Consider the following 14,786-nt stretch of genomic DNA (forward strand, 5'->3'; position numbering starts at 1 on the left):
CGATGGTACTGCGTCTTAAGACGTGGGAGAGTAGGTCATCGCCAAACCTAATAAGTTCCTAGACTACAGTATCTCTCTACGATGATCAGAATAACAAAACCGCCGCAGCGCAAAGCTGCGGCGGTTTTGCGTTGGAGGGGGCTTTCTGGCGGCCTTCGAACTTTGGCGGCGCGAACGTTAAGCGTGCCGAAGAAATTCTCAAGAAAAATTACCTTTTTCTGTTCGAATGCGCTTGCAGCTCCCGCACTATAAGTCTAAACGGAGGGCATTGGCGCGGGATGGAGCAGCCCGGTAGCTCGTCAGGCTCATAACCTGAAGGTCGTAGGTTCAAATCCTACTCCCGCAACCAATATTCGCGAAGTATCGCTTTCAGAAAGACCCGCCCTCCCGGCGGGTCTTTCTGCATTTGGGGGGATGTCCCCTTGCTCTATCCCTGTTCAAATTCGTGTTCCGCCAGCTTTGCGAAGAAGACTATTTGCGTCGGTAGAAGGGAAGAGAGTTTAGCACAGGGGCGGGTCAGCGGTTCAGCGCCCGGTTCGAGCGTCTCCCATTGTAATGCGCCTCACCGTATCTGCCCCCGCAGCAGCCAAACGAAAAACACGCCGCCGATCAGTCCCGTAACGATGCCGATGGGCATATCGTCGGGGGCCATGATGGTTCTGGCCACGATGTCCGCCCATAAGAGGAACACGGCGCCGCATAGGGCTGAGATAGGGAGCAGGCGGCGGTAGTCGCCGCCGACCAAGAGGCGCACGATGTGGGGGATCATCAGGCCGACGAAGCCGATCACGCCTGAGAAAGCGACCATGACCCCCGTGATCAGGGCGCCAATGACGAAGATCGTGAGCCGGAAACGCGCCACGGGGATGCCGAGGGTGGTGGCGGTTTCATCGCCGACGGTCATGGCGTTCAGATGGCCTGACCTGAGCCAGAGATAGGCGCCGCAACCCAGTAGGATCACGGCGGGGTAGATGAGTTGGTTCCATCCCGCCAAGCCGAGGCCGCCGAGCATCCAGAACACCACCGTATGTGTGGCCCGTGGATCGCCAAGGAAGATCAGCACATTGGCGGCGGACATGACGATGAAGGACACGGCGACGCCGGCCAAGACCAGCCGGTCGGCGCTGGTGGCGGCTGCGAATTGCGTGACGGCGAGAACGATCAAGATCGCACCCAGCGAGCCGAGGAAGGCGAGCAGGGGGACGGTCAGCCCTCCGAGGAACAGCCCCGTGTGCAGCAGGGCCAGAATGGCGCCGAATGCGCCGCCTGCCGAGATGCCCAGCAGATGCGGGTCTGCTAGCGGATTGCGGGTGACGGCCTGAAGGCTTGCGCCGACGATCGCCAATCCCGCGCCGACGAGACAGGCGAGGATGGCCCTCGGCAGGCGGATGTTCCAGACGATGGCCTCCCGCCCGCCGGACCAGTCCACGGCCACGGCGCCGGGGGCGGCCTTGTTGGCCAAGATTCCCCAGACGGTTTTGACGGGGACCACGACGGCCCCCACGCTCACCGCAATCGACAGCGATGCCAGCAGGATTGCGATGCCGAACAGGCAAGTGATCCACACCCCCCGCGTGGGTTTCCGAGGCGCTATCGATCGCGGTTTAAACGTCATGAATGCTCACTGCCCCGAAACGCGGTGGCGAGGGTTTTGACCGCTTCGATGTTGCGCGGGCCGGGTGTGGCCTCGACATATTCCAGCACGACGAAACGGTCGTTGCGCACGGCATCGATGTCGGCGAAGGCGGGGTTCTCCATCATGAAAGCGCGCTTTTGATCGGCGGTGACTTCGCCATAATTGACGATCACGATGACTTCGGGATCGCGCGCGACCACGGCCTCCCAACCGACGGTGGCCCAGCTTTTCTCAAGGTCGTTCATGATGTTCGTGCCCCCCGCGGCCTCGATCAAGGCGTTTGGCATGGCATAGGCCCCGGCGGTGAAGGGCACATCTTCGCCGCTGTCATAGACAAAGACGCGGGGGGCGGTCTCAAGCGGGGGCAGCGCCGCTAGGAATGCGTCGAGTTCAGCTTGGTAGCCTTCGATCAAACTTTCCGCGCGATCCGAGACGTCGAAGATCGTGCCGAGATTGCGCATGTCGTTATACATATCCTCCATCGAGGATGGGGCTTTTTGACCGATATGGATGCAGCTTTCGGTGAGTTCATAGACTTGAATGCCGAAGGGGGCGAGCGTTTCTGGCGTCACTTCGCCGCCGACCTTCATGCCGTAGTTCCAACCGGCAAAGAAGAAGTCTGCATCCGCCCCGATCAGCACCTCCCGCGAGGGGTATTTCGACGACAGTTCCGGCAGCGCTGCGACACCTGCGGTCATCTCTTGGTCCAGTTTGTTCCAGCCCGAGATGCCGGTATAGCCCACCATGCGGTCTGCGAGGCCGAGCACCAGCATCATCTCAAGCAGGTTCACGTCATTGGCGACCGCGGCTTGGGGTGGGTGATCGAAGGTGACTTCGCGGTCGCAGCTTTGCACGGTGGTCTGGGCGAAGGCCGATCCGGCGATCATCAGGGCGGCGAGAGTGGTGAGAGTAAGTTTCATAAGAGTTTTCCGTTTCAATCTGGAAGGGCAAAAGAGAAATGCGCCGCGCCGCTGGGGGTGAGCCGCTCGCGCTGCGCGTCGACGCGAAATGTTCTTGAGACGAGATCATCGGTCAGAACCGTATTTGGCGGGCCGAAGCCCTGCGGATAGCCGTCTTTCAGCACCAGCACCTCGTCACAGATGCCATCGGCCATATTGAGATCATGAAGCGAGACGACGATGGTCATGTTCAATCCGCGGATCAGGGACACGATTTCAAGCTGGTGGCGTATATCGAGGTGGTTGGTCGGCTCATCCAGGACCAAGACCTGCGGCTCCTGCGCCAAGGCGCGGGCGACCATGACGCGCTGCCTTTCCCCGCCCGAAAGGGTGCCGACATCGCGGTGGGCGAGGGGGTGCAGGCTGAGCCGGTCCAAGACGCGGTCGATGATCTGCTCGTCCTTGCGGCTGGATGACGAAAACGCCGCGCGATGAGGCGTGCGGCCAAGGCGGACGATCTCCAAGACCGTCAGCCCAAAGGACGGCGTCTGTTCTTGCAAGACAGCGGCGATGCGCCGCGCGGCGGCACGGGCGGAGAGGGACCAAATATCCTGCCCGCCCACATGGATCGATCCCGTTTGGGGCGGTTGAAAACGGTAGAGCAGACGTAAAAGGGTGGATTTGCCCGCGCCATTCGGCCCCAACACGCCCAGAACGCCGCCCGCTGCGACGGTAAAGGACGTAGGGTGCAGAACCGGCTGGCCCGATTTTCCCGGCGCCCAGCTTACATCCTTTACTGCAAGGTCGGCGGCTCTCATGAGACGCGCAGGTGGCTGGGTTTCAGCTCGATCATCGCCGCGGGCACCCGCGCAAGGGTGGATTTGCGCAGTTTGCCGGGGCGGTCCAGCGAAGAGCACCAGCCGTCATTCAATGTGGCATAACGCTGGGCGAAGGCCACAAGGTCGTCGATGTCTTCGTCAGGGTCGATGTCGCCAAAGAGGTAGGTCGCCTTTTTGCTGGCGTGATAGGCCACCGTGCAGGGGCGGTCGCAGCCCGCCATACAGGCCACGCCCGCGATCTCGAAACCCTCAGGGATCGCCGCGCCGGCTGCCGCGATTGCGGCGCTCAGCCTCTGGATTAGGTCAAAGCCCGGCCGGCAATCCTTGCCCTTGTGTTTGCATGAGGTGCAAACCGTAATCCTGTGGTTTTGATGCGTATCCATGTCGCCCTCCGCGATCGCGCGGGGGATCGAGCAGCCATGTTCTACAGCAAGGGAGTTTCCCTGTCGCCATCATGTTCTCCTAACCAGACACCCCGTCTGGGTTGAGTTGCAATTACGGCCCTCTCGGTGCCGGTGATGGCAGGTCTCCTGACTCGCGGATCGACGCTCGCCCGAACCTTCCCAAGCCTAAAGCTCAGTGGTTTTGCCGGGGTCGCTCACCGCTCACAGTTGCGGGGGCAGTTACGGTTTCGGCGCGCGCTGCTTGCCTTACCGTATTCCCTTTTCATCCCAGACGCCGCTGCGGCGGCTGGAAACCATCGCCATGATCTGTGGCCGAAGAGCCATGCCGGGTCAAGCTGCTATCCCGCCTGTCGCTCCGGCCCATCGCGCCGGGCGCGTAGCATATCGAGGCTCCGGTTCAGTTCGGGGTTGGTCATATCGCGGGCGATGACGACAATGCGGGACTGCCGGTCGTCCTTTGGCCAGTCGCGCAGGGGGACGGGCGGATCGAAAAGATGCTGCACGCCGTGAAAGACAAAGGGGATGGGGACGTCTTCCAGATGCACGATGCCTTTGACCCGCAAAAGATCGGACCCGCGCAGCCTGACCAGCGTGTCGAGCCAAAGGTCGAAAGCCTCGGCCGGGATCGGTGCGTCTAGAACGATGGAGGCCGACCCGATCCGCGCATCATGTTGGTGGGTTTGCATCATGGGGGCGGATGCCGTGGGCGCGGCGAAGCCCGAGAGGTTGTCAAGCGGATCGGACTTTTCGACGGGCGTGAGCCATTCCATAACGTTGCTCGCATCAACCGCCCGCCGCATACCGCTGAGCCCCCAGAGCGATGCAACCGGGATAAGCCCGCGTTCGGCCTTGATGATGCGCGCCGTTTGATTGAGGTCGCGCAGCCTGCCTTCAAAGGCGGCAAGCGCTTGCTGGGTCACCAAGTCGGATTTGCTGAGCACCAGCAGATCGGCCATCGCCACCTGCGAGACGGCTTCGAACTGCTGATCCAGCGTGTCCGGCCCATTCGCGGCATCGACGACCGTCACAACCCCGTCCACGCGGAATTTGCGGGCCAGATAGGGATCGGCCAAAAAGGTCTGGAGAATGGGGCCGGGATCGGCCAGCCCCGTCGTCTCGATCACAACGCGGTCGAATTGCACGCGCCACGTCTGCCTGCGGCGCTTGAGGTCTTGCAGCGTCCGCGACAGATCCCCCCTGATCGAGCAGCACAGACAGCCCGATTGCATGAGAATGACCTCTTCGTCGGCGGTTTCGATCAGATCGTGGTCAAGCCCGGCCTCGCCGAATTCATTCACGACGACTGCGATTTTGGGAGCCTCTTCGCTTGCGACGATGTGATTGAGCAGCGTGGTTTTCCCCGCGCCGAGGAAGCCGGTCAGCAGGGTGACGGGAATGCGTTTGTCGGTGGCGGGCATGGTTTGCGGGCTCTGCTATGGATTATTTCAGAAACGTTATAACATCACAATATGAGGTGCAACCCGTAGGCCGGTGCCCCGAGCTTGCCAAATCCATGCGCTCAGCGCCTAAATTTTGGCAGGTCCACCTCAAACCGCCCAATCGAAGGGCGTTGTTGCTGCGCCGCAGAAAGCGACCTTGGGTTAGGGCTTGTTCCAACGCGCCCTGAAATTGAGGCTGCAGAGGCCTCGCTATGGGGCGGCGCCAAGGGAGTTGTCCGGCAAGGGGGCATCCGCGCGCGATAACAATAAACGCTGTGTGGAAGAGGCATCATCGCGTCTTTGCTTTTCCGCACACCAAACGGGGATACCGTCATGAAATTTTCCACCAAACGCACAGTCACGGCGACCGCTGCCCTTCTGCTCGCAGGTTCAGCCGCCGCTGCAGCCTGCGACGATCCGATCAAGGTTGGCGTGCTGCACTCCCTCTCGGGGACGATGGCCATTTCCGAGACGACATTGAAAGACACGATGGAGCTTTTGATCGCGCAGCAGAACGCCGCGGGCGGCTTGCTGGGATGTGAGATCGAAGCGGTCGTCGTTGACCCGGCTTCCGACTGGCCGCTGTTCGCAGAAAAGGCGCGTGAGCTTCTCACCGTCTCGGAGGTGGATGTCATCTTTGGCTCTTGGACCTCGGTCTCGCGCAAATCCGCGCTGCCCGTTCTGGAAGAGCTGAACGGCCTGATGTTCTACCCCGTCCAATATGAGGGCGAGGAAAGCTCGCGCAATGTGTTCTACACCGGTGCGGCCCCGAACCAGCAGGCGATTCCGGCCACCGATTATTTCCTTGAGGAACTGGGCGTCGAGAAATTCGCGCTGCTGGGCACTGACTATGTCTATCCCAGAACCACCAACAACATTCTTGAGCAATATCTGCTGGATAAGGGCATTCCCGAAGAGAACATCTTCGTCAACTATACGCCTTTCGGCCATTCCGACTGGTCCACGATCGTGTCGGATGTAGTCGAACTGGGCGCGGATGGCTCGCAGGTGGGCGTGATCTCAACCATCAATGGCGATGCGAATATCGGCTTCTACAAAGAACTGGCCGCGGCGGGCATCTCTGCCGATGACATTCCGGTCGTCGCCTTCTCGGTCGGGGAAGAAGAGCTTTCGGGCCTCGATACCGCTGACCTCGTGGGCCATCTCGCGGCTTGGAACTACTTCCAATCGGCTGAATCCGAGCAAAATGACGAATGGGTCGCCGCTTGGAAAGAGGCGATGGGCGAAGACCGGGTAACCAATGACCCGATGGAGGCGCATTACATCGGCTTCAACATGTGGGTAAACGCGGTCACCGAAGCGGGCACCACCGATGTGGATGCGGTGCGTGTGGCGATGTATGGGCAGGAATTCCCGAACCTCACCGGCGGGACAGCTGTCATGCTGCCCAATCACCACCTCGCCAAGCCTGTGTTGATCGGTGAAATCACCGAAGACGGCCAATTCGACATCATCAGCCAGACCGAAGAAGTGCCGGGCGATGCATGGACGGATTTCCTGCCTGAATCGGCGGTTCTGGTCTCCGACTGGAAAGACCTCGAATGCGGCATGTACAACAAAGAGACCGAGACCTGCGTTCAGTTGACTTCGAACTACTGAACCCAAGCGCCGGGCGCGTTTTCAGCCGTGCCCGGCATCCGTTTTGACCACTCCCTCTCCGAAAGCCCCATACCTCATGGTTCGAATGCTGCTCAGCCTGATGTGCTTGCTGGCCTCTGTCGGTTTTGCATCCGCTCAGGACCTCCAGTCCCTTTTGCAGACCCACGAAGCAGAGGTGATCAAACCCTCGCGTAAATCGGTCGGTGTCCTATTGGACGATCTGGTGGCCTCGGGCCTGCCGCAGGTGCCAGCCTTTCTGGAGCAATGGGCCGAGCGGAACGTCTGGCAAGACGATACCTCGGGCCTGTTCTACTTTGGGGCCGAGGCGGATGATACGCTCGCGCTGCGCGACATAGATACGGGCGAAGAGGCCACTGCGCCCTCGGATGGGTTCAGCCAATTGCGCCCCAATGGCGGCGTGCGGCGGGTCATCGGCACGGCCTTGGTGCAGTTTCAACTGTCCGATCCCGATCCTGCGCGCCGCCGCGCCGCGCTTGAAAGCATCGCGCGCCGCAGCGATGCCAGCCAGCTTGGCCCGCTCGTGGCCTCACTTGATGGAGAGGATGATCCCGCCCTGCGCGCCCGGAAGGCGCAATTGGCCAATTTCCTGACCGCGCGCTTTGGGCAGGCGGCTGATGAGCGCATTCGCGCGATTGAAAGCCTTTCCTCTGACACCTCCCTCGAAGCGCGGGCGGTGCTGAGCCAGATCCTCTCGGCCAAGACCGGCGTGGCCGAACAGCAGCCCGAGGGCAACATCGCCCGCATTCTTGATCCAATGGCAGCACCCTTAGCAAGCTATGAGACGCTGGTGGAGGCGGGCCTCGCCCCTGGGATCGTGCCACACGGCGAGATACGCGCGGCGCTGGAAGCCAAGATCGTCGATGGCCGCGTGGGCGGCGTCCCTCTGGCGCAATTGGATGACCCGGCGCGCCGGGTGGATGCCTATCGCGCGCTTGCCGAGGTAGGCAGCGTGCCGCCTCTGGTGACGCAGGATGATATCGATACCGCTCTGCAGAACGCGGTCTTCTATGAGCGCTACGCAGAGGAGGACGCCGCGATCACCGACGCGGCCCGCGCCACGCTCGACGCGGTCGAAACGCGGGTTGGCTGGGCGCAGACGTTGGATTTGACACTCGACGGTCTTTCGCTGGCCTCGATCTATTTCCTCGCCGCGATTGGGCTCGCGATCACCTTTGGGCAGATGGGGGTCATCAATATGGCCCATGGCGAGTTCATCATGATGGGCGCCTATACGGGCTATGTCGTGCAACTCGTCATCCCCGACTACACGATGTCGCTTCTGATCGCGCTGCCGCTGGCCTTTGCCGTGACCTTTGGCGCGGGCGTCGCGATGGAGCGGCTGGTGATCCGCCATCTCTACCATCGCCCGCTTGAAACCCTCTTGGCGACCTTCGGCATCTCGATCGCCCTGCAGCAGATCGCCAAGAACATCTTTGGCACGCAGGCCCGCCCGCTGACATCGCCCGAATGGCTGCGCGGGGCGCTGGTGATTTCGGATGTGGTTCAGATCAGTTTCATCCGCATCGCCATTTTCGTGCTGGCGCTGATCTTTCTGTTCTTGCTGCTGTATATTCTCAAGCGTACGCGCCTTGGCTTGGAGGTGCGCGCGGTGACGCAGAACCCCGGCATGGCGGCCTCAATGGGGATCAACCCGGACCGCATCAACATGATGACCTTCGGGCTGGGCTCCGGCATCGCCGGGGTCGCGGGCGTCGGCATCGGGCTTTATGCGCAGGTCACCTCCGAGATGGGCACGAATTACATCGTGCAAAGCTTCATGACCGTCGTGGTGGGCGGTGTCGGGTCGGTCTTCGGCACGCTGGCGGGCGCCGGTCTGATCGGTTTCCTGCAAAAGGGGATCGAGTGGTTGAACCCCTCCAATACGCTGGCGGCCCAGACCTACATGATCCTTTTCATCATCCTGTTCATTCAATTCCGGCCCAAGGGCATTGTCGCCCCCAAAGGCCGGGCAGCGGCGGATTGAGCCATGACCCAGACGCACAGCCAACGCAGTTCCTTCATCGGGCGCAATCCTTCGGTTCTCTACTTCCTCGCCGCGCTGGGCCTGTTCACGGCCCTTGTCACGGTGATGTCCGAAGCGGTGGGCACCGGGCTTGTCTCGACCTCTTTCGTCAAGACGCTGGGCAAAACCCTTTGCCTGTGCCTCGTGGCCATCGCGATGGATGTGGTCTGGGGCTATTGCGGTATCCTCAGCCTTGGGCATTTCGCCTTTTTCGGGATCGGGGGCTACGCCATCGGGATGTGGCTCATGTATGCGCGCACCGAAATCATCGTGGCCGACAGCCTCGCCGGTCAGACCATCCCGCCCACGCCGCAGGAGATATCGGACGCCATCGGAAACCAGATTTTCGGCGTTGTCGGCTCATCCGACTTTCCGCTGATCTGGGCCTTTGCGGACAGTCTGTGGATTCAATTGGCCTTCGTCGTGCTGATCCCCGGCGCGCTGGCGCTGATCTTTGGCTGGCTTGCGTTCCGCAGCCGCGTCAATGGGGTCTACCTGTCGATCCTAACCCAAGCGATGACACTGGCGCTGGCGCTTTACCTCTTCCAGAACGACAGCGGGCTGCGGGGCAACAACGGCCTGTCGGGCCTGCAAAACATCCCCGGCTTCGCCGACAGCGGGCAAGACATGGTGTCCATCGTCTTCTTCCTCGCCTCCGCCTTGGCGCTCGCATTGGGCTATCTGTTCTTCGCTTGGATCACCGACAGCAAGCTGGGCAATATCATCCAAGCCATCCGCGACGATGAATCGCGCGTCCGCTTCCTCGGCTATCATGTGGAAAGCTATAAGCTCTTCGTCTTTACCATCACCGCCATCGTCGCAGGCATCGCAGGCGCGCTCTATTACCCTCAGGCGGGCATCATCAACCCGGCTGAGATCGCGCCCATCGCCTCGATCTATCTCGCGGTCTGGGTCGCCATTGGCGGGCGAGGCCGGCTTTACGGGGCGGTCATCGGGGCGGCGGTGGTCTCGCTCCTGTCCAGTTGGTTCACGGGGGGCGGCGCGCCCAGCATCGATCTGGGGGTCTATACGATCCATTGGGTCGACTGGTGGCTGGTGCTGCTTGGCCTGAGCTTCGTACTTATCACGCTGTTTGCGCCCAAGGGCATCGGCGGCCTCTTTGACAAACTGGTGCGCAAGTCATGACTTCTCTTTTGGAAATGTCCGGAATCTCGAAATCCTTTGACGGATTTCAGGCGATCAAGAACCTCAGCCTCCAGATCGGGGAGCCGGAGTTGCGCGCCGTCATCGGCCCCAATGGGGCGGGCAAAACCACCTTCATGGATATCATCACCGGCAAGACGAAGCCGGATGAGGGCTATATTCGTTTCGGCGAAGACAGCCGCTCGCTCATCGGCCTGTCGGAAAACCAGATCGCCATGCTGGGGATCGGGCGGAAGTTTCAAAAGCCCACGGTTTTCGAGGCGCAAAGCGTGCGCGAAAACCTTGCCATGGCGCTCAAGAACCCGCGGGGCACCTTCTCGGTCTTGTTCTATCGCAAGAGTGCCGAGGGGGCGGCGCGGCTGGAACAGATCGCCGATGAGATCAACCTGACCGCCCATCTCTTCCGCCCTGCCGGAGAGTTGAGCCACGGGCAAAAACAATGGCTGGAGATCGGGATGCTGCTTGCGCAATCGCCGCGCCTGCTGCTGGTGGATGAGCCCGCCGCGGGCATGACCGCGCATGAGCGCGAGCACACCACCGACATCCTGAAGAGGGCGGCCGAGACCCGCGCGGTTATCGTGGTGGAGCATGATATGGAGTTCGTGCGGCGGCTGAACTGCAAGGTGACCGTATTGCACGAAGGATCGGTGCTCGCCGAAGGGTCACTGGATCATGTGACCAACAATCAGACTGTAATTGACGTTTATTTGGGGCGCACCGATGCTGGAGATTGAGAACCTGAGCCTGAAATACGGGCAATCCCAAATCCTGCACGAAATCACGTTGAACGCGCCCGTGGGGCAGGTGACCTGCGTGACCGGCACGAACGGGGTCGGTAAGACCAGCCTGCTGAAGGCCATCGCCGGGCGGCACCCTTTTTCGGGCGGGCGGATCAGGCTTAATGGGGAGGAGTTGCAGCCGGGACGTGCGGCACTCTCGGCCAAGGCGGGCGTCGGATATGTGCCGCAGGGGCGTGAGATTTTTCCACTGATGCCTGTGCAAGAGAACCTTGAGACGGGCTTTGCCTGCCTGCCCAAGTCCGAGCGCAGGATCCCGGACGACATTTTCGATCTCTTCCCCGTCCTCGCTGAGATGAAGACCCGGCGCGGGGGCGACCTTTCGGGCGGGCAACAACAGCAGCTTTCCATTGCCCGCGCACTCATCGCGCGGCCCAGCGTGCTGCTGTTGGACGAACCCACCGAGGGGATTCAGCCCAATATCATCCAGATGATTGGCCGCACGATCCGGCTTCTGCGGGATCGGGGGGAGTTGGCCATCGTGCTGGTCGAGCAGAACTTCGATTTTGCCTATAACAACGCGGATCATTTCCACGTCATGCAGCGTGGCCGGATCACCCAATCGATCCCAAAGTCCGAAGCGAAACGAGAGCAGCTTTTGGATGCGCTTGCGCTCTAGCTGACCCCTCAAAACGGGATCGCGCAGGACTCCGGATGGGGGTTTAGGCGCGGAAACCTCCTATTATTGTGGGGGCGCGTGGCAGCAAAGTCTTGACTTCCCGACCGTCAAACGGTGTACCTGCGCGAAACCTGAAATAGCCCTAGGAAGGGACCATCATGCACGCCTATCGCAGCCATACCTGTGCCGATCTGAGCCTTGAGAACAAGGGTGACACCGTGCGCCTGTCCGGCTGGGTGCACCGGGTGCGGGACCACGGCGGTGTGCTGTTTTTGGACCTGCGCGACCATTACGGGATCACTCAGGTCATCTGCGACCCTGACAGCCCGGCCTTCGCCGAGATGGAAAAGGTCCGTGCGGAATGGTGCGTGCGCATTGATGGCACCGTAAAGGCGCGGGACGAGAGCCTTGTGAACCCCAAGTTGCCCACGGGCGAGATCGAAGTCTACGCGCGCGACATCGAAATCTTGGGTTCTGCCGCGGAACTGCCGCTTCAGGTCTTCGGCGATCAGGAATACCCCGAGGAGACGCGTCTGCGCTATCGCTACCTCGACCTGCGCCGGGAGAAGATGCAAAAGAACATGGCGCTGCGCTCTGACGTGGTGGCCTCGATCCGCAAGCGCATGTGGGATCAGAACTTCCGCGAGTTCCAGACGCCGATCATCACCGCCTCCTCCCCCGAGGGCGCGCGCGACTTCCTCGTGCCGTCGCGTCTGCATCCGGGCAAGTTCTACGCCCTGCCGCAGGCGCCGCAGCAGTTCAAACAGCTGCTCATGGTCTCGGGCTTTGACAAATACTTCCAGATCGCGCCCTGCTTCCGCGACGAAGACCCGCGCGCCGACCGCTCGCCCACCGATTTTTACCAGCTCGACATGGAGATGTCCTTTGTCACGCAGCAGGACGTCTTCGACACGATCCAGCCGGTGATCGCAGGCATCTTCGAAGAGTTCGGCGGCGGCAAGAAGGTCGACGAGACTTGGGAGCAGATTTCCTATAAGGATGCCGCGCTGTGGTATGGCTCCGACAAGCCCGACCTGCGCAATCCGATCAAGATGCAGGTGGTGAGCGAGCACTTCCGCGATTCCGGCTTCGCGATCTTTGCCAAGCTGCTTGAGCAAGAGGGCACCGAAATCCGCGCCATTCCCGCGCCCACAGGCGGCAGCCGAAAGTTCTGCGACCGCATGAACGCCTTCGCGCAGAAAGAAGGGTTGCCCGGCATGGGCTATATCTTCTGGCGCGATCAGGGCAACGGAATGGAGGCGGCAGGCCCGCTGGCCAAGAACATCGGGCCCGAGCGCACCGAAGCGATCCGCCAGCAGTTGGGTCTGGGCGTCGGCGATGCGGCCTTCTTCCTCGGCGGCAAGCCGAAGAGCTTCGAGGCCGTCGCAGGCCGCGCGCGTAACGTCATCGGCGAGGAGTTGAACCTCACCGACAAAGAGCGTTTCGCCTTTGCATGGATCGTGGATTTTCCGATTTACGAGCGCGACGAAGAGACCGGCAAGATCGACTTCGAACACAACCCCTTCTCCATGCCCCAAGGCGGGATGAAGGCGCTGGAGGGTGATCCGCTCAAGGTGCTGGGCTACCAGTATGACCTCGCCTGCAACGGCTACGAACTGGTTTCGGGCGCGATCCGGAACCACAAGCCCGAGATCATGTTCAAAGCCTTTGAAATCGCGGGCTACGGCGAAGACGAGGTGCGCAAACGTTTCGGCGGCATGGTCAACGCCTTCCAATACGGCGCCCCGCCCCACGGTGGCTGTGCTGCGGGCATCGACCGTATCGTCATGCTGCTGGCCGAAGAGCAGAACATCCGCGAAGTCATCCTCTTCCCGATGAACCAGCGTGCCGAAGACCTGATGATGAACGCCCCCTCCGAGCCCAGCAGCGATCAGCTGATGGAACTGGGGCTGCGGGTCATTCCGCAGGAGTGATCCTGTCTGAATGAAGTCTCGCCCCCGGCTCAGTCGGGGGTGATATTGCCCGGTAGGATGCCCAGCACCAGAACCGGGCAGCCGCCGCTGCGCCCGGCGGCGATGCGGCTGATCAGCTTGTGGGTGCCGGTGGTGCTGGCCCCGAATTTCGCGCTGACGGTCTTGTCGGTCTCATTGCCGAATTTGTCCAAGCAATTGCCGAGCGATTTGAAAAAGTCGTTCGACAGTTCGCGCGTCACGATGACGCCCACGTCGATCACCCCCGCTTCGAAGAAGCTGCGAAAGGCGTATAGGTCGCGGTCGTAGGTCTGGTCCTTGCTGTTCCACTCATAGTCGAACGCCACCCGGCCACGCCAGAAATCGACCATATGATTGTGGATGAAGTCTTCGCGGATGATGCGGTCGACTTCGGGCGCGCTGTCGCCCTTGCCCGCGGTGAGCTGCACCAGCAGGTCGGCCTTGATGCGCACCTCTTCGTGGAAATTCTCGGCTGCCGCATATTGCGCGAAACGGGTGGTGGCCGACATGCGGTTGCCCCCCGGCGCGCGGATTTCATCGCGGCTGATGGTGAATTGGCGCAGCACGCGGATGATCGCGGCCAGTTCCTCGGGCGCGCGCTGTTGCAGCACGGCGGCGGCGCTGCGGTAGCTGGTGACGGAATAGCGGTCGCGCAGATCGACGGGCAGCAGGTCTTCGACAAGCCTTTCGTCGTCGAAAACCGCGTCGTCAATGCGCCGCGCCAGATTACTCAGCCGCGACACTGGAATTGTAGCTGTAGGTCTTCCAATCGGGCTTGTAATCCGCCTCGGCCTGATTGCCCCAAACGGTCCAACCCTCTCGTACCCCACGCCCAAAGAGTTCGAGGTAGGGGCCCCAAGAGCAGCTTTCGATCAGGTCATATTGCTCATCCGGCTTGCGCGAATGCTCGCGCTTGCGGGTTTGCAGCATGTTCACCTGCCGCCGCCCGGCGTCGAGCGTGCGCACGTTCTTACCACGCACGCCGAAAAGCAAAATCTCGGTCACATTGCGGAAGTAAAACCCCACGCCGCGCCCATCACTGCCGCCATCCTTGCGGATTTTGTGCCAGATGATGTTGGATTTATACTCAAACCCCCAAGCCTTGAGCACCTGCAACCCTTCGGGCAGGAGGGCATTTGGCACCCACATGTAGCAATGCGCGCGGTCTTCGAGGTGATCGGCCACGGGCAGGGCGCAGATATCCTCAACCGTCATCGTGGGATAACGGGCCAAGCGCTTATGCTCGGGCGCGACCTTTCCGGTGCGGTTGGTAAAGCGCCACGGCGGGTCCGCCATGACGCATCCAAACCGGTCTTTGCCCAGAAAGTCGCGTAGGTCTTGTGATGGATTATCGCTCATATCCAATATATTGC

13 protein-coding genes, 1 tRNA gene and 1 riboswitch are annotated in these 14,786 nt (G+C 61.2%); of the genes, 7 read left to right on the forward strand and 7 right to left on the reverse strand.

All coding sequences use genetic code 11. The features are described from left to right. The first annotated feature begins 272 nt into the window (after window positions 1–272). Window positions 273–349: transfer RNA gene (locus ACGYLO_RS07355), tRNA-Met, on the forward strand. 213 nt (window positions 350–562) lie between these two features. Here ACGYLO_RS07355 and ACGYLO_RS07360 read toward each other — a convergent pair. From ACGYLO_RS07360 to ACGYLO_RS07380, 5 genes are all read right to left on the reverse strand, one after another. Continuing rightward, window positions 563–1,567 carry a FecCD family ABC transporter permease gene (locus tag ACGYLO_RS07360; RefSeq protein ID WP_394374315.1) on the reverse strand — a complete coding sequence of 335 codons (1,005 nt, stop codon included), beginning with the start codon at window positions 1,565–1,567 and terminating at the stop codon, window positions 563–565. Window positions 1,568–1,611: 44 nt separating this feature from the next. Then, the gene (locus ACGYLO_RS07365; protein ID WP_271688911.1) at window positions 1,612–2,556 is read right to left on the reverse strand and encodes an ABC transporter substrate-binding protein; all 945 of its coding nucleotides are present in this window, start codon (window positions 2,554–2,556) and stop codon (window positions 1,612–1,614) included. Window positions 2,557–2,570: 14 nt separating this feature from the next. After that, the gene (locus ACGYLO_RS07370; protein ID WP_271688912.1) at window positions 2,571–3,353 is read right to left on the reverse strand and encodes an ABC transporter ATP-binding protein; all 783 of its coding nucleotides are present in this window, start codon (window positions 3,351–3,353) and stop codon (window positions 2,571–2,573) included. Beyond that, a complete protein-coding gene (locus ACGYLO_RS07375; protein WP_271688913.1) occupies window positions 3,350–3,757 on the reverse strand; it encodes a DUF1636 domain-containing protein in 408 nt (135 codons plus the stop codon). The genes ACGYLO_RS07370 and ACGYLO_RS07375 overlap by 4 nt, the downstream gene beginning before the upstream one ends. Window positions 3,758–3,876: 119 nt before the next feature. Beyond that, window positions 3,877–4,091, reverse strand: a riboswitch (cobalamin riboswitch). A 25-nt stretch (window positions 4,092–4,116) separates the two neighbouring features. Next, window positions 4,117–5,196 carry a GTP-binding protein gene (locus tag ACGYLO_RS07380; RefSeq protein WP_271688914.1) on the reverse strand — a complete coding sequence of 360 codons (1,080 nt, stop codon included), beginning with the start codon at window positions 5,194–5,196 and terminating at the stop codon, window positions 4,117–4,119. 354 nt (window positions 5,197–5,550) lie between these two features. Between ACGYLO_RS07380 and urtA the strand changes: the two genes are divergently transcribed. The 6 genes from urtA to aspS all read left to right on the forward strand — a co-directional run bounded on the left by urtA (window position 5,551) and on the right by aspS (window position 13,395). Beyond that, the gene (urtA, locus tag ACGYLO_RS07385; RefSeq protein WP_271688915.1) at window positions 5,551–6,837 is read left to right on the forward strand and encodes an urea ABC transporter substrate-binding protein; all 1,287 of its coding nucleotides are present in this window, start codon (window positions 5,551–5,553) and stop codon (window positions 6,835–6,837) included. A 76-nt stretch (window positions 6,838–6,913) separates the two neighbouring features. Continuing rightward, window positions 6,914–8,842 (forward strand): urea ABC transporter permease subunit UrtB, encoded by a 1,929-nt coding sequence (gene urtB, locus ACGYLO_RS07390; RefSeq protein WP_271688916.1) that lies wholly within the window; start codon window positions 6,914–6,916, stop codon window positions 8,840–8,842. A gap of 3 nt (window positions 8,843–8,845) precedes the next feature. Beyond that, window positions 8,846–10,027, forward strand: coding sequence for an urea ABC transporter permease subunit UrtC (urtC, locus tag ACGYLO_RS07395; protein WP_271688917.1), 1,182 nt, complete (start codon window positions 8,846–8,848; stop codon window positions 10,025–10,027). Beyond that, the gene (gene urtD, locus ACGYLO_RS07400; RefSeq protein WP_271688918.1) at window positions 10,024–10,779 is read left to right on the forward strand and encodes an urea ABC transporter ATP-binding protein UrtD; all 756 of its coding nucleotides are present in this window, start codon (window positions 10,024–10,026) and stop codon (window positions 10,777–10,779) included. The genes urtC and urtD overlap by 4 nt, the downstream gene beginning before the upstream one ends. Next, window positions 10,766–11,461 carry an urea ABC transporter ATP-binding subunit UrtE gene (urtE, locus tag ACGYLO_RS07405; RefSeq protein ID WP_394376371.1) on the forward strand — a complete coding sequence of 232 codons (696 nt, stop codon included), beginning with the start codon at window positions 10,766–10,768 and terminating at the stop codon, window positions 11,459–11,461. The genes urtD and urtE overlap by 14 nt, the downstream gene beginning before the upstream one ends. 158 nt (window positions 11,462–11,619) lie before the next feature. After that, window positions 11,620–13,395, forward strand: coding sequence for an aspartate--tRNA ligase (gene aspS, locus ACGYLO_RS07410; RefSeq protein ID WP_271688920.1), 1,776 nt, complete (start codon window positions 11,620–11,622; stop codon window positions 13,393–13,395). A 29-nt stretch (window positions 13,396–13,424) separates the two neighbouring features. On the opposite strand, the gene ACGYLO_RS07415 is transcribed toward aspS, so the two are convergent. After that, window positions 13,425–14,156 (reverse strand): BglII/BstYI family type II restriction endonuclease, encoded by a 732-nt coding sequence (locus ACGYLO_RS07415; protein WP_271688922.1) that lies wholly within the window; start codon window positions 14,154–14,156, stop codon window positions 13,425–13,427. Further along, window positions 14,140–14,772, reverse strand: a complete 633-nt coding sequence (locus ACGYLO_RS07420) for an MT-A70 family methyltransferase (RefSeq protein ID WP_067261508.1) — start codon at window positions 14,770–14,772, stop codon at window positions 14,140–14,142. Before ACGYLO_RS07420 ends, ACGYLO_RS07415 begins: the two co-directional genes overlap by 17 nt. Window positions 14,773–14,786: the final 14 nt, after the last annotated feature.

The organism is Sulfitobacter sp. 1A13353, assembly GCF_043557255.1.
In the GTDB taxonomy this organism is placed as follows: Bacteria; Pseudomonadota; Alphaproteobacteria; order Rhodobacterales; family Rhodobacteraceae; genus Sulfitobacter; species Sulfitobacter faviae.

Bases quoted from the DNA above. Each gene is read 5' to 3' on its own strand.
- ACGYLO_RS07380 (WP_271688914.1), bottom strand. From the start codon at position 5,196: ATGCCCGCCACCGACAAACGCATTCCCGTCACCCTGCTGACCGGCTTC.
- urtA (WP_271688915.1), top strand. From the start codon at position 5,551: ATGAAATTTTCCACCAAACGCACAGTCACGGCGACCGCTGCCCTTCTG.
- urtE (WP_394376371.1), top strand. From the start codon at position 10,766: ATGCTGGAGATTGAGAACCTGAGCCTGAAATACGGGCAATCCCAAATC.
- ACGYLO_RS07370 (WP_271688912.1), bottom strand. From the start codon at position 3,353: ATGAGAGCCGCCGACCTTGCAGTAAAGGATGTAAGCTGGGCGCCGGGA.
- urtD (WP_271688918.1), top strand. From the start codon at position 10,024: ATGACTTCTCTTTTGGAAATGTCCGGAATCTCGAAATCCTTTGACGGA.
- urtB (WP_271688916.1), top strand. From the start codon at position 6,914: ATGGTTCGAATGCTGCTCAGCCTGATGTGCTTGCTGGCCTCTGTCGGT.
- urtC (WP_271688917.1), top strand. From the start codon at position 8,846: ATGACCCAGACGCACAGCCAACGCAGTTCCTTCATCGGGCGCAATCCT.
- aspS (WP_271688920.1), top strand. From the start codon at position 11,620: ATGCACGCCTATCGCAGCCATACCTGTGCCGATCTGAGCCTTGAGAAC.
- ACGYLO_RS07365 (WP_271688911.1), bottom strand. From the start codon at position 2,556: ATGAAACTTACTCTCACCACTCTCGCCGCCCTGATGATCGCCGGATCG.
- ACGYLO_RS07420 (WP_067261508.1), bottom strand. From the start codon at position 14,772: ATGAGCGATAATCCATCACAAGACCTACGCGACTTTCTGGGCAAAGAC.
- ACGYLO_RS07375 (WP_271688913.1), bottom strand. From the start codon at position 3,757: ATGGATACGCATCAAAACCACAGGATTACGGTTTGCACCTCATGCAAA.